Source organism: Pseudonocardia sp. GCM10023141 (genome assembly GCF_042653605.1).
In genome coordinates, this window is record NZ_JBHSIR010000015.1 from 23,184 (window position 1) to 36,962 (window position 13,779).

A 13,779-nucleotide genomic window follows, 5' to 3' on the forward strand; every position below is an offset into this window, starting at 1 on the left:
AGCACCCGGCGCATTCGGGTGAATCGTCACGTGACGCTTCTCCCGGACGGCGCAACGCCCGCTTGCGCTGATCGGATTCGGCCGCCGCGTGCCACCGCGCCCGCCGCCTCGGCGGCGCGTCGCGGCAGCGGCACCGTCACACGGCGGTGCAACACCGGGTAGTTGGCCGCCTCGATCTCGTCGAGGATGCTGCGGTAGAGGCCGAAGGCGCAGGCGACGCACGCCCGCGAGACCGGTTCCAGCATGCCGACGCCCGGTTCGGCCCGGCGGTAGACCGCCCGCGTGTGCGCCACCAGGTAGGCCAGCGCGCGGCGCACCCTGGCGTCGCTGCGGTGGGTGCGGCGACACCACAGCAGCAGCTCCCGGTCGACGCCGAACGCCGCCAGCTCGTCCGCGGGCAGGTAGACGCGCCCGCGGTCGAGATCCTCGCCGACGTCGCGCAGGAAGTTGGTGAGCTGGAACGCCACGCCCAGCGCCGCGGCGGGACCCTCGGCCTCGGCGCGGGGCACGGTGGTGCCCAGCACCGGCAGCATCTGCAGCCCGATCACCGCGGCCGAACCGTGCATGTAGACGCCCAGCTCGTCGAGGGAGGCGTAGCCGGTGACGTGGGTGTCCATCCGCATCGACGCCATGAAGTCGGTGAAGTGCCGGTGGTCGATGCCGTAGCGCTGTGCCGTGTCGGTGACGGCCGCCAGTACGGGGTGCGCAGCGGGCCCGCCGCTCAGCGCGCGTTCCAGATCAGCCGTCAGCGCGTCCAGGCGAGCTGCCCGGCGAGCGGGGAAGGCCGCGTCACCGAGGTCGTCGACGATGTCGTCGGCATAGCGGGCGAAGCCGTAGAGCGCATGGACGGCCGGGCGGCGCCGCAGCGGGAGCAGGCGGGTGGCGAGGAAGTAGGTGCGGCCGTAGCGGGCGTTGAGCTGACGGCACCGGGAGTACGCGGCTCGCAGCGCCGGGGCGGTGATCCCGGCGGCGTCGAGCTCAGCCCGTGCGCTGCTCGGCACCGGCAGTCGCAGGGCCGGTTGGTGGCACGCCGGCGGCCGTGATCCCGGCGGCTGGGAGCCCGGTGGCTGGGATGTCGGCGGCTGGGACGTCGGCGGCTGGGACGTCGGTCTGCGCGACCTCGACAGGTGGCGGTGGTGGCGCCGGGGCGACGTGGACCTTCGAACGGGCTCCGGCAGCGAGCCGCAGCGGATCCGGACGCACCAGCGAGACGGCCGCGAGCGCCGCGATCAGCCCGCACGAGAGCAGGTAGGGCAGGTTGTAGAGAGCGTCCTCACCGTTGGACTGGTAGACGATCACCAGCATCAACGAGACGAACACGGCGTACTGCAGCGCCCGCGGCGTCCAGGCCACCGCGGCGAGCAGCGCCATGCCCCAGCTGAGGTACCAGGGCAGCGTGGCGGGGGAGAGCACCGCCACCGCGAGCAGGACGATGCCGGCCCGGCGGATGGCGTCGGGGCCGCCGTCGCGCGATGCCCACCACAGCCGCGCGATGCCCACGATGAGCACGATCCCGCCGAGGATGCGCGTGACGACGACGAACCACGTCTTGTCGACCGTGACGAAGATGCTGACGATCGCGTGCAGGAGCTCGCCGATACCGGTGGGGATCGACATCCAGTTGACGATCATCGCGGGGGCGCTGAGCGCGGGGAGCCAGCCCAGGTTCACCCCGGCGGCGAGCGTGCAGGCCGCGAAGACCACCACGAACACGCCGATGCCCGCCGCGGCGGCCTTGAGGATGCGCTTCGGAAGCGAGCCGCTCAGCTGCGCTGCCCACATCAGCACGATGAACGGCAGCGCGATCGCGACGCTCGCCTTCACCGCCATGGCGAGCGTGAGGAGCGCGATCGCGATCACGAACCGCGAGCGCAGCGCGAACATGCAGCCGACGGCGAGCAGCCCGATCGCGAGCAGGTCGTTGTGGCCGCCGCCGACCATGTGGATGACCATCATCGGGTTGGCGATGGCGAGCCAGAGCGCGACCGGGGTGCGGCCGCCGAGCCTGCGGGACAGCTCCGGAAGGGCCCACACCAGCAGCAGCAGGCCCGGCAGCAGCGCGAGCCGCATCAGCACGACGCCGAGGATGATGTTGTTGCCGGTGACGAAGGCCACGCCCTTGGCGAGGAGGATGAACAGCGGGCCGTACGGCGCCGGCGTGCTCTGCCAGAAGTAGTGGACGTTGTCGGTGAAGATGCCCGGCATCGCGTCCGGACCGACGGCGTAGGGGTCGAAGCCGGCGAGCGGGAGCCCACCCTGCGCGAGGTAGCTGAAGATGTCGCGGGTGAACAGCGGCGGGCACACCAGCATCGGGATGAGCCACACGGCCGCGATCGTGAGCACGGCGCGGCCGTTGACCTCGCCCGCCAGCACCTTGCGGCCCAGCTGGATCCACGCCCACGCCATGAGCGCGACGCCCCCGTAGATCAGGAACAGTGCGAGGTCGTGGCCGTGGCCGTAGCGCCAGAACCCGAGCGCGGAGTTGGTGAGCAGTGGATCGCGCACGAGCACGCCGCCCGCACCGAACGATCCGACGAGCATCATCAGCGACGCGAGCAGCCCGAGCAGCAGGGGACGGCGCGGCGGATGCCCGAGACGGGTGCGCCAGTTCCGGGACGCGGCGCTCTCAGGCGCGGGCGTCGCCGGGTCGGGGATGGCCGGTCCGTCGACCGATGGTGAGGGCCTCATGACGCGGTCCATGCTGCCACGAGGGCCCTCAGCCGGCAGTGGGGACCCTGCCGCCGGGCCATCCCGACGGGCGTGCCGCACCGTTGCGGGGCGCGGATGCCCGCTTCGACGTGCTGCGCCTCCGCCCGCCGGCCCCGGTGCCGTCGCCGCCGATGATGCGCTGGGCCGCGAGCCGTCCCGAGATCAGCACCGGCGGGATGCCCACCCCGGGTGTGGTGCCGCACCCGGCGAGCACCGCGTTGGTGAGCCCGCGGACGAGGTTGCGCGGCCGGAACGGGCCGGTCTGCGCGAGCGTGTGCGCCGGTGCGAACGGCGAGCCTGCACCCATGCCCTGCGCGGCCCAGTCTGCGGGTGTGACCAGCCGGGACACCTCGATGTCGCCCGCGATGCCGGTGAGCCCCGGATGCTGGCGGGACTCGAGCACGGCGAGCAGCTCGTCGCGGTAGGCCGGGCCGACGCGGGCCCAGTCGAGCCGGCCCGCCTGCAGGTTCGGACACGGGGCCAGCACGAACAGCAGGTCCGACCCGGGCGGCGCCAACCCCGGGTCCGTCGCCGTCGGGCGCGTGATCAGCAGCGACGGATCGCTCATCAGACGGCCGTCGTCGACGATCTCGCGGAACGTCTGCTCCCACGCGGCGCCGAACGAGATCGTGTGGTGGGCGGCCGCCGGGCGGGCGGTGCGCAGGCCGGCATGCAGCACGACGGCGCTCGGCGACCAGCGCAGCGCCACCGGGCGCCGCGGCGCGCGCCCGAGCAACCGGTGGACGATCGGCAGATCGGGCGTCAGCACGACGGCGTCGCAGCCCAGCGGGTCGGAGCGGTCGGCAGCGTCGTCGCTGGCGCGGTGCCGCACGGCGGTGACGCGGCCGCCGTCGCGGGCCAGCCCCGTCACGGTGCGGCCGTAGTGGATCTGCGCTCCCGCCGCCACGGCGGCGTCGGCGAGCGCCTGCCCGACCGCCCGCATGCCACCGCGGGGGAAGAACACGCCGGCGATCGTGTCCATGTAGGCGATCACGCCGTAGGCGCCGAGCGCGCGCTGCGGCGGCACCCCGGCGTAGAGCGCCTGGAACGAGAAGATCCGCTGCAGCCGCTCGTCGGGCAGCAGGCGCGCGATCCGGGGGCCCAGCCTGCCGAACCCACCCAGCGCCGCCAGCCGGGCCAGGTCGGGCCCGAGCAGCCCCAGCGGGGAGTCCATGTTGGCGCCGATGAACGTGTCGATCTCGGCGCGGTAGAGGGCCGTCAGCCAGCGCCGGACGTCGCGGTAGCCGCTCGCCGCCCGCCCGCCGCACACGGCGGCGACCTCGGCCTCCATGGCCGCGGCGTCGGCGTGGACGTCGATCGTGGTGCCGTCGGCGAAGTGCGTGCGGTAGGCCGGATCGAGCGCCACCAGGTCGAGCCGGTCGCTCGACCGCTCACCGACCGCGGCGAACGTCTCGTCGAGCAGGTCCGGCATCGTCAGGACCGTGGGTCCGGTGTCGACGAGGTAGGTGCCGCGCTCGGTCTGCAGGTCCAGCCGCCCGGCCCGACCCCCGGGATGCTCCCCGCGTTCGAGCACCGTGACCTGCCGGCCTGCTCCGAGCAGGTGCAGGGCGCAGGCGAGCCCGGCGAAGCCCGCTCCCACCACGACGACGTGGCCGGTCCGTCCGGGGACGGTGCGCGTCACCGGTGGCGGCGGGTGGCCGCGACGGCCAGCTCCGCCAGCTGCGACGCCGCGGGCTCGGCGACGTCAGCGGTGCTCAGCGCGTCGAGCGCGGAGCCGGTGAGCGCGGCGATGCGCTGCTCCACCGACTGGACGGCGCCCAGCTCGGTGAGCAGCGCGCGGATCCGGTCGACGCCGTCGGCGTCGAGGTCCGGATCGCCGACGGCGGCCTGGACGGTGGCGCGGGCGGCGGTGTCGCCGCGCTGCTCGGCCCGCTCCACGGCCAGCGCGATCAGCAGCGTGCGCTTGCCCTCCCGCAGGTCGTCGCCCGCCGGCTTGCCGGTGACCGCGGGATCGCCGAAGACACCGAGCAGGTCGTCCCGCAGCTGGAAGGCGATGCCGATGTCGGCGCCGAACCGGCGGTAGGCGCTGATCAGCTCGGGCCCGGCACCGGCGAGCGTTGCGCCGAGGTGCAGCGGGCGCTCGACGGTGTAGGCGGCGGTCTTGAACCGGTCGATCTGCAGCGCGCCGCGCGTGGTGACATCGCCGTTGGACTGGTGCAGCACGTCGAGGAACTGCCCTCCCAGCACCTCGGTGCGCATGGCCTCCCACGGGCCGGCCGCGCGGACCAGCACGTCGGGAGCGAGCCCGGCGGCGCGCAGCATGTCGTCGGCCCAGGCCAGCGCCAGGTCGCCGAGCAGGATCGCCGCCGCGGCGCCGAACCGCGCCGGACGACCGTTCCACCGCTGCTCGGCGTGCTTGCGGGCGAACTCGACGTGGACCGTCGGTCGGCCGCGCCGGGTCTCGGAGGCGTCCATCAGGTCGTCGTGGATCAGCGCGCAGGCCTGGATGAGCTCCAGCGCGCTGATGGCCCGCAGCACCGCGGCGGCCTCCGCGCCACCGGGCGTGCCCCCGGCGCCGCGCCAGCCCCACCAGGCGAACGTGGGCCGGATGCGCTTGCCACCGTTGAGGACGAAGCGCGACAGCGAGCCCGTGGCCTCGGAGAACACCGGATCGATGGCGTACGTGTCGGCCTCGCGGACAGCCAGGTAGGCGGCCAGCGACTCCTCGATGCCGGCGGCGAGGCCGGCATCGGTGGCCGCGGCGGCGTCGATCGGGAAGCGCTGCCCGGCGTCGACCGAGCCGGAGCGCGTCACCGGGCGAGCGGGCGAACGGGGGGATGGGGCACGGGTCGAGGGTATCCGCACCCCTGACCGGGTCGGGACGGATCGGGCACCGGGATCCGGGGACGGCGTGCCCGCTGCGCCGAGTCGACGGGCGGTGAACGTAGTCTTCTCCCGTGAAGGTGACCGAGCGGATCGACCGCGAGCACCCCGTGTTCTCCGTGGAGTTCTTCCCCCCGAAGGACGAGGCGGGCGAGGCCGAGCTGTGGCGCGCCATCCGCCGGTTGGAGCCGCTCGACCCGGCGTTCGTCTCCGTCACCTACGGCGCGGGCGGGTCCAGTCGCGACCGCACCATCCGCACCACCGCGCGCATCGCGGCCGACACCACGTTGGTACCGATGGCCCACCTCACGGCCGTCTCGCACTCGGTGGCCGAGCTGCGCAACGTCATCGGGGCGTATGCGGCCGCGGGCATCCCCAACGTGCTGGCCGTGCGCGGCGACCCCCCCGGCGGTGATCCGCTCGGCGAGTGGGTCGCCCACCCGGAGGGCCTCGACTACGCCGACGAGCTGGTCACGCTCGTGCGCAGGCTCGGTGACTTCTGCGTCGGTGTCGCCGCGTTCCCGTACGGGCACCCGCGCTCCACCGACCTCGACGCCGACCTCGCCCGGCTGCTCGCCAAGATGCGCTCCGGCGCCGACTTCGCGATCAGCCAGCTGTTCCTCGAGCCCGATGGCTTCCTGCGGCTGCGCGACCGGCTCGCGGCAGCGGGCTGCGACGCGCCGCTGCTGCCCGGGATCATGCCGCTGACCACGGTGCGCACGCTGCGCCGCGGACCGGAGCTGTCCGGGGCACCACTGCCGGCCGGGCTCGCCGAGCGGCTCGAGCCGTACGCCGAGGATCCGGCCGGGTTCCGGGCGGCGGGGATCGACGTCACCACCGAGCTGTGCGCCCGACTGCTCGCCGAGGGCGTGCGCGGGCTGCACTTCTACACGCTCAACCGCTCGCTGGCCACCATGGAGCTGGTCAACCGGCTGGGGCTGGCGGCACACAGCCCGATGGGCGCGGTCACCTCGTAGCGCCGCGCTGGCCCCGTTGCAGGAAGGCCACTTTCCTGCAACGCGTGAGCCTGCTGCGCCGGGCGAGTGATCAACGCTCACAGGTTCCGGTTGGATCATGAGCCAGTGCGCGCTCGCCGGCCGGGGCCGCCTACGAGCGCCCGGGCCGCGCCACCGGGGGGTTGCGGGTGCGGCGAGCCAGCAGCACCACCACCGCGGCGGCGAGCACCACGACGCCGGCGAGGCCCAGCGTCCAGTTCAGCGGCGACGGGGCGTTCGGGTCGGCGTACGCGACGGTCGCGTCGACGGTGCCCACCTCGCCGGGGGTGAAGGTCCAGCTGATCGTGGTGCCGTCCACTTCCCCGTTGGTCTGCACCACGGTGCCGGGGAAGCTGATCTTGAGCTGGAAGTCGGCCTTGTCCACCGAGACGGTGGTGAGGTCGACCGAGCCGGTGACCAGCAGCCGCCCGCCCGCCCGCTTCATCACGAGCTGGGCCTTGTTGCCCGCGGGTGCGATGGCGCCGGTCAGCGCCGAGATCTGGTCGAACCGCAGTCGGGAGAACCGCAGCACCGAGCCGGCGTAGCCGTCCTGCTTGTAGCTGGAGATGTCGACCTCGGGGGCGAGGTCGGCCGGCAGCGTCACCGTGGCGCCCTTGTCGTCCGGGCTCCGCTGCGGGGTGGCCACCACGATCTCGCCGGTGACCCGGTCGTCGGGCTGCACGGCCAGCGCGGTGCGCACGCGGGCGCACCCGCCCAGCAGGAGGCCGCTCAGCACCAGCCCGAGCACCAGCAGCGGCAGCAACCGGCGGCGGCCGCGATTCAGGGAGGTGCCGCTGGGAACGACGGTGGAGGACACGGACACATCGTGCCATTGGCGCAGGGGACGCAGGGCGCAGCGACGCCCGGGGCGGCGGAGGTGTCGCCCGTTCGCGTGCTTAGCGTGGGGGCGCCGGCTCCAGGGGCAGCCTGCGGCCCAGCACCGCGAACGGTCGGGAGTCGCCGGTGAACCGGTGCTCGCGCAGCACGTCGTGGAACCCCATGCGGCGGTAGAGCTGCCAGGCCCGGCCCGGCGGGTTGGTTCCGTACTCCGGTGTGGACAGCAGCACCGTCTGCTGCTGGGTGCCGGTCAGCAGCGCGCGCAGCAGTCCCTCGCCGAGCCCCCGGCCCTGCGCGTCGGGGCGGACGTGCAGCTCGGTGAGCTCGAAGTAGTCGCCCAGCCAGTCGAGCCCACTCGGGATCGTGGCGTCGACAGGGGTGGCCGGGTGGGTGCGCAGCCCGCGGCGGACCTCCTCGAACCACCACTGGCCGGGACCGCCGGTGTAGCCGTAGGCGATGCCGGTCAGGGCGCCGCCCGTGTCGATCCAGCCGACCGCGCGCCAGCCGGGGCGACGCATGTGGTCGAGCCACAGCGTGCGGCGCTGCCGGGCGGTGCTCGGCGGGTAGCCCATCGCTGCTACGTAGACCTGCAGCGCCTCGCTGAGCCGGTCGGCGAGGTCGCCGGGGCCGAGCTGGACGAGGTGATGTGCCGGGGCCGTGGTCACCCTCTCATCACACCATGTGCGGGGCCGCCGGGCCGCTCCCGGTGGGGCCGACTTGACGCCGGGCCCCCGGCGCGCTGTACTGGAGTCCGATCGAACATGCGTTCGATCTTCGGTTGGCCCGGTGGTCGGGGTGGGGGAAGCGCCCCGCCACCGGGTCAGCCGGTCCGGGCATCCGTCGGGAGGGGAAACGCAGGTGAATGCCTTCGGTCGGGTGTTCGGATCACGGCAGCCCACGCCGATCCAGGTCCGCTGGCAGGACGGTGAGCCGGTGGAGTTCCAGCGCCGGCCGGTGCGCCGGGGTGCCCGGTTCCTCATCACCGATGTCCACGAGCGGTGGATCGAGGAGTCGCCGTGGCCGTTCCCGTCGCCGATGCCGATCGGGGGCGATCGGCTGCGGTGCTGGCGGGTGGAGGCCCGCTCTGCAGAGGAGCCCGAGGCGCCTGCGCGCGAGTTCGTGCTGCGGATGCGTGCCGGTCCCGGGGTCTGGGATCTGGTGCGGGTGGCCGAATGAGTACGAGGCACCGATGCGGGGGCAGGAGCCGGAGCGAGAGGAGCAGCCGATGACCGTCACCACCATCAACCCGGCCGGGATGCGGGTCCCGGCCCAGCGCGGGCCGCTGGCGCCGCCGCCGGTGTCGCGGGCCGCGCTGTCGCTGCTGCGCCAGGCCGCCGACGGGCTCGCCGAGGCCCATCGCACGCCGGATCCGCTGCTGCGCTACCCGGCCGCCTACCTCGCCGCACTCCGTGCGGGCGCCGCCGTGCTGGCCGTACGGGCCCGCCCGCAGAAGCGCCGCGGTGCCACCCGCAACGTCTGGCTCCTGCTCGCCGATGTGGCGCCGGAGTTCGGGGAGTGGGCGGCGTACTTCGCGTCCTGCTCCGACACCCGGGCCGCCGCGGAGGCCGGCATCGCGCGGTTGGTCGGCACCCGCGAGGCCGACGACCTGATGCGGCAGGCCCAGCAGTTCGTCGGGCTCGTGGCGGCTTCTGTTCCGCTGCGGTGACGCGCGCGGGTAGGGGAGTGGGTCAGCGCGTGGCAGGGGGCGCGCTGGACACCGTGCGGTGGCGCTCGCTGCGCAGCACGCGGCCGAGCAGCGTGGTGAACACCGCCGACACCTCGCGCGCACCCGGGGTGTCCCAGCGCTGGATCGGCAGGCAGGCGCCCTGTGCCTGCTGGATGGCCGAACGATCGGGCAGCACGCCGCTGAGCACCAGCGGGCCGAACAGCTCGCGCAGCTCGTTGATCCGGAACTCGTGCTCGGTGTTGCGGGGCCGCACGCGGTTGATCAGCACACCCAGCGGCTGCAGTTCGGGGTTGCCGCGCTGCCGCTCGGTCTGCACGGCGTCGAACGCCCGCTGCACACCTGACACGGCAAACATCGTGGGATCGGTCACCAGCACCGCGCGGTGGGCGCAGGCCAGCGCACTGCGGGTGAGCTGACCCAGCGACGGCGGGCAGTCGACGATCACGAGCCGGTACGGGTCGTCGAGGGTCTCACCGTCCACATCGGTGCCGTCGGGCTCGCTGAGCCGTTGCAGCGCCCGGCCGAGCCTGCCGAGCTGCTTGGGCCCGGGATCGGGGTGGTTGTGGCGCTCGGTCTGCTCGGCGCCCACCAGCACGTCGAGGCCCTCACCCCAGCCGCTCGGGGCGATGGCGCGGGCGATCACCGCACGGCGGGGTTCGTCGAGCACATCGGCGATGGTGGCGGTGGTGGGGCCGACGTCCAGCGCGATCGTGGCGTTGGCCTGGGGGTCCAGGTCCACCACGAGCGCCCGGACACCGTGTTGCTGGGCGGCGCCGGCGAGGCCGAGCGCAACCGTCGTCTTACCCACCCCACCCTTGAGGCTCAACGTGGCGACGACGTGCACGGCGATCAACCTACCCCTAACGGGTGCGCACTACGCTGCCGCTGTGAGGGCTGGGGTGGACATGGCGGTGGGAGACATGGTCGGGAACGGTCCCGTGCATCGCGCGGTGGCCGCCGAGCTGGCCGGCGCGCAGGCCAGGAGGGCCGGGCGGGCACCGCAGGTGCTCGACGTCGGCGGTGGCAGCGGAGCGTGGGCCGTGCCGCTGGCCCGGCTGGGTTGTGCCGTCACGGTGGTCGACACCAGCCCCAATGCGCTCGCGGCGCTGCAGCGCCGGGCCCGGGAGGCGGGCGTCCACGACCTCGTCACGTCCGTCCAGGGCGACGTCGACGCGCTCGCCGACGTCGCACCCGCCGGTGGTGCCGACCTCGTGCTCGGGCACGGGCTGCTGGAGGTGGTCGACGACGTCGCCGCCGCCGTGACGGCGCTCACCCGGGCCACGCGCCCCGGTGGCGCGGTGTCGGTGCTCGTGGCCGGCCGGTACGCGGCGGTGCTCGCCCGCACCCTCGGCGGCAGGCTCGCCGAGGCCCGCGCGCTGCTGACCGATCCGGATGGGCGCTTCGGCCCCGATGATGCGCTGCGCCGCAGGCTCGGCGCCGGCGAGCTGCGGAAGCTGCTCGAAGCGGGCGGGGCGCTCACGGTGGAGCTGCTGCAGGCCGACGGGGTGTTGGAGGGCTGGGTCCCGGGGGCCGTCCGCGACAGTGGCCCGGCGGCGGCCACGGCCGTGGCCGAGCTCGAGTCGATGGCGGCCGCCGAGCCCGCACTGCTCGACGTCGCGGCCCGGTTGCACGCGCTGGCCCGCCGCTCGAGCTGAGCGACGTGGCCGGTCCGGGAGCGTTACGCGGTCCCGACCGTGATCACCCGTCTCCACCGCTTCGGGCCAGCCGGCGGGGGTTCGAACACGGTCTGCCACCCGATCGGACGGGTGTCGGGAAAAGATCGACCCGTCCGCTTGACGAGTCCGGGTAGTCGCCGGGCCGTCAGACTCGTATCCTCTGTACTAGACGCCCACTCCCGGGCGCTCGTCAGGTCGTTCCCGGCACCATGGACGATGACCCGACAGGACGACCACAGTGCCGGAGGCGAAGCCATGCCCCTCTCCGAGCACGAGCAGCGTCTGCTCGATCAAATCGAGCGCGCTCTCTACGCCGAGGACCCGAAGTTCGCGTCCACCGTCCGCGGTGGTCGTCTACGCAAGCCCACCCGACGGCGACGCCTGCAGGGCGTCGCCATCTTCGTCGTCGGCCTCGTCATGCTCGTGGTCGGTATCGCAGTACCCCAGCTGTGGCTGTTCGGGCTTCCCGTTCTCAGCGTGGTCGGCTTCCTCGCGATGCTCGGAGGGGCCGTGCTGGCGGTCACCTCGGTCGGGAGTGCCGGCAAGGCTGGCGACGCCAAGGCTCCGGAGCCGGACAAGAACGGCTTCACCGGCCGGATGGAAGAGCGTTTCCGCCGCCGCTTCGAACAGGAGTAGGTCCTCCGCCTCCGTTCCCACCGATGCCGCCCGGGGCCACCCCGGGCGGCATCGGTGTCTCCGCTCCGCGACGGTCAGCCGGTGGTGCTGTCCTGGGGTTCGGCGGCGCGCTTGCGGCCCGGGATGCGGCCCAGCAGCGTGCCCACCACGGAGCGGGGCAGCAGGCGTTCGCGCAGGCTGAGGGCGGTGCCCGCGGCAATGCCCTCCTGCACCGCGCGCACCGGCTCGTCGAGCGCGCCCGGCGCGGGGTGGCTGTCGCCGTACCAGCTCGCTTCCACCGCGCCCACGACGTCGCGCAGCGCGGCCTGCGCCGGGGCCTCCAGGCGGTGCTCGCTCACCAGCCTGCGTGCGGTGGCCCGCACCGTCTCGCTCGGACGGCTCGGTGACCCGCGATCGGTGGACTCCGCCTGCAGCTCGTCCCACGCGGCGGCCGCCGCACCCGGTCCGCCCGCCGTGACGGCGGCGAGGCGGCGCCGTCGCTCCCGCGACCGCAAAGCGAACGGCACCAGCGCGGCGGCCGCGACCAGCACCAGCACGCCGATCGGCCAGAGCGGGAGGCTGCTGCCGGTGTCGGAGGTGGGGGCCGCGGTCGGCTCGGTCGGTGCCACCGGCGGCGCCGACGGGGGCGTGGCGGCGTCGTTCGGGCTGTTGCGGGGGATCTTCGGGTCGTCCTGCGGCGTGGATCCGGCCGCGTTGTCGCCGCGGGCCTCCTGCACGTAGGGCGGGGTGATGGTGCGCCCGTCGTTGAGCGGGGTGGGGTCGAAGGTGATCCAGCCGTGCTGCGGGAACCAGGCCTCGACCCAGGCATGGGCGTCGGACGTGCTGACCGACCGGACGTCGCCGTCGGCCTTGCCGCCGGTGAAGCCGACGGCCACCCGGGCCGGGACGCCCACCGTGCGCAGCATCACGGCCATCGCGGAGGCGAACTGCTCGCAGTACCCGGAGCGGCCGGTGGTGAGGAACTCGACGAGCGCGTCGTCGCCGTCGCCCGGTTTGGTCTGGAGGCTGTAGGTGAACCCGCTGCTCGGTCCGGTGAAGAAGTTCTGCAGCGCCATCGCCTTGTCGAAGCGGGTGGCGGTGCCCGCCACCGCCTGCTGCGCCATGTCGATCACGCGCTGGTCGACGCCCTGGGTGTTGAGGTAGTCGGCACCGGGGTCACCGGCACCGTTGTCGGCACGCAGGTCGGCGGCGGTCGGTGCGGGCAGCAGCGAGGACTCCTGCCAGCTCCCGTCCTGGCGGACTCGCATCGTGTAGCCGGTGCCGCTGCGTTCGTCGAAGAACCACTGCCCGGTCGGCAGCCCCGAGACGGTGAGAGGCTGCCCGTAGACGGGGAGCCAGAAGTCCCGGAAGGACGTGTTCTCGATCTGGATGTTGGCCACCTTGCCGGCTCCCGTGTTCGGGTTGCCGGTGGGACCGGGCAACGGCACGCCGGGGTCGGGGCGGGAGGTCTGCCAGCCGAAGTCGGGGAGGTAGTCCCGCAGCGTGAGCGCGCGCAGGTAGGCCGGCTCGGGCAGGCCGCGGACGCGGAACAGCTCCACCGGCGTGCTCTGCTGCAGCTGTCCGCGCAGCGCGGTGAAGGGGCTCAGCCCGATCGAGCCCGCCGACCCGGCGCCGGCACCGTTGCCGGCGAACCGGCCGGAGGTGCCGATGAACCCCGCGCCCGCGCCCACCAAGAGTGCGACGACGACGGCACCGGCCACGACCGCGACACCGCCGCTGACCTGCCGCCGGGCCCCGTCGCGGACGACGAGGAGCAGCCCGAACCCGGCGCCCGCCGCGACGAGCGCCCACCACGGGAGCAGGTCGTCGGCCAGTGCGGCCGGGACGGCGAAGATCGCGAGCAGCGGCACGCCCGCCGCCGCGGGAGCCCCGGCGATCACGGCGGCGAGGTAGACGGCCACGGTGAGCATGCCGAAGGCGCCGGTGACCAGGAACATGATCTCGGGCGTCGGCTGCACGGGTGCGATGCCCACGCTGATCTGCTGCCCGGCGCCCCTGATCAGCTCGCCGAACTCGCCGAGCGCCGCAGGGCCGGGCAGCACCCCGAGGATGCCGTGGTCGGCGAACCGGGCGGTGAGCAGCAGCACCACCGCGACGCACTGGCCGACCGCGGTGACGGTGGCGCCGAGCCGGTGCAGCACGAGCCCCACCGCCACGACGACGACCGCGGCCAGCGCCGCGTAGCCGAACCAGCTCGACGTGAGCACGATGGCCGAGACGGGCACGCCCGCCAGCAGCACGGCGACGCCCGACGCGACAGCAGTGAGCCAGGGCAGTCCCGCGGCGGCGGGCTGCTCGACGCGGGGCGGACCGGCCGGGGGGAGCGGGGAGCGGGGCGGGGTGGCGCGGACGGGGGCCGCGGGAGGGGCGCTCATGCGGCCCTGCCCTGCTGGGC

General features: G+C 74.1%; 13 protein-coding genes. 5 read left to right on the forward strand and 8 right to left on the reverse strand.

Annotated features, from left to right (window positions below):
* Positions 1 to 26: 26 nt before the first annotated feature.
* Genes ACFPFQ_RS08255 through ACFPFQ_RS08270 form a run of 4 tightly spaced genes read right to left on the reverse strand, consistent with a single transcriptional unit; the run spans position 27 to position 5,484 of the window.
* Positions 27 to 1,001 carry a phytoene/squalene synthase family protein gene (locus ACFPFQ_RS08255; RefSeq protein ID WP_379616462.1) on the reverse strand — a complete coding sequence of 325 codons (975 nt, stop codon included), beginning with the start codon at positions 999 to 1,001 and terminating at the stop codon, positions 27 to 29.
* Positions 979 to 2,688 carry a polyprenol phosphomannose-dependent alpha 1,6 mannosyltransferase MptB gene (mptB, locus tag ACFPFQ_RS08260; protein ID WP_379616464.1) on the reverse strand — a complete coding sequence of 570 codons (1,710 nt, stop codon included), beginning with the start codon at positions 2,686 to 2,688 and terminating at the stop codon, positions 979 to 981. The genes ACFPFQ_RS08255 and mptB overlap by 23 nt, the downstream gene beginning before the upstream one ends.
* Before the next feature lie 28 nt (positions 2,689 to 2,716).
* A complete protein-coding gene (crtI, locus tag ACFPFQ_RS08265; RefSeq protein WP_379616465.1) occupies positions 2,717 to 4,351 on the reverse strand; it encodes a phytoene desaturase family protein in 1,635 nt (544 codons plus the stop codon).
* The gene (locus ACFPFQ_RS08270) at positions 4,348 to 5,484 is read right to left on the reverse strand and encodes a polyprenyl synthetase family protein (RefSeq protein WP_379616466.1); all 1,137 of its coding nucleotides are present in this window, start codon (positions 5,482 to 5,484) and stop codon (positions 4,348 to 4,350) included. Before ACFPFQ_RS08270 ends, crtI begins: the two co-directional genes overlap by 4 nt.
* Before the next feature lie 149 nt (positions 5,485 to 5,633).
* Between ACFPFQ_RS08270 and ACFPFQ_RS08275 the strand changes: the two genes are divergently transcribed.
* On the forward strand, positions 5,634 to 6,530 hold the full coding sequence (locus tag ACFPFQ_RS08275; RefSeq protein WP_379616529.1) for a methylenetetrahydrofolate reductase: 897 nt from the start codon (positions 5,634 to 5,636) through the stop codon (positions 6,528 to 6,530).
* Between the two features lie 130 nt (positions 6,531 to 6,660).
* On the opposite strand, the gene ACFPFQ_RS08280 is transcribed toward ACFPFQ_RS08275, so the two are convergent.
* The gene (locus ACFPFQ_RS08280; RefSeq protein ID WP_379616467.1) at positions 6,661 to 7,365 is read right to left on the reverse strand and encodes an LppM family (lipo)protein; all 705 of its coding nucleotides are present in this window, start codon (positions 7,363 to 7,365) and stop codon (positions 6,661 to 6,663) included.
* A 79-nt stretch (positions 7,366 to 7,444) separates the two neighbouring features.
* Entirely contained in the window at positions 7,445 to 8,050 is a 606-nt protein-coding gene (locus ACFPFQ_RS08285) for a GNAT family N-acetyltransferase (RefSeq protein ID WP_379616469.1), read from the reverse strand.
* Between the two features lie 193 nt (positions 8,051 to 8,243).
* Here ACFPFQ_RS08285 and ACFPFQ_RS08290 point away from each other — a divergent pair, with 193 nt between their 5' ends.
* On the forward strand, positions 8,244 to 8,561 hold the full coding sequence (locus ACFPFQ_RS08290) for a hypothetical protein (RefSeq protein WP_379616471.1): 318 nt from the start codon (positions 8,244 to 8,246) through the stop codon (positions 8,559 to 8,561).
* A 49-nt stretch (positions 8,562 to 8,610) separates the two neighbouring features.
* Positions 8,611 to 9,051 (forward strand): SAV_6107 family HEPN domain-containing protein, encoded by a 441-nt coding sequence (locus ACFPFQ_RS08295; protein WP_379616473.1) that lies wholly within the window; start codon positions 8,611 to 8,613, stop codon positions 9,049 to 9,051.
* 22 nt (positions 9,052 to 9,073) lie between these two features.
* Here ACFPFQ_RS08295 and ACFPFQ_RS08300 read toward each other — a convergent pair whose 3' ends face one another.
* Positions 9,074 to 9,916 (reverse strand): ParA family protein, encoded by an 843-nt coding sequence (locus tag ACFPFQ_RS08300; protein ID WP_379616475.1) that lies wholly within the window; start codon positions 9,914 to 9,916, stop codon positions 9,074 to 9,076.
* A gap of 76 nt (positions 9,917 to 9,992) precedes the next feature.
* Between ACFPFQ_RS08300 and ACFPFQ_RS08305 the strand changes: the two genes are divergently transcribed.
* Positions 9,993 to 10,727, forward strand: a complete 735-nt coding sequence (locus tag ACFPFQ_RS08305; protein WP_379616531.1) for a class I SAM-dependent methyltransferase — start codon at positions 9,993 to 9,995, stop codon at positions 10,725 to 10,727.
* A 276-nt stretch (positions 10,728 to 11,003) separates the two neighbouring features.
* On the forward strand, positions 11,004 to 11,384 hold the full coding sequence (locus tag ACFPFQ_RS08310; protein ID WP_379616533.1) for a DUF3040 domain-containing protein: 381 nt from the start codon (positions 11,004 to 11,006) through the stop codon (positions 11,382 to 11,384).
* A gap of 74 nt (positions 11,385 to 11,458) precedes the next feature.
* Here ACFPFQ_RS08310 and ACFPFQ_RS08315 read toward each other — a convergent pair whose 3' ends face one another.
* Entirely contained in the window at positions 11,459 to 13,759 is a 2,301-nt protein-coding gene (locus tag ACFPFQ_RS08315) for a transglutaminase TgpA family protein (RefSeq protein ID WP_379616477.1), read from the reverse strand.
* Positions 13,760 to 13,779 lie beyond the last annotated feature (20 nt).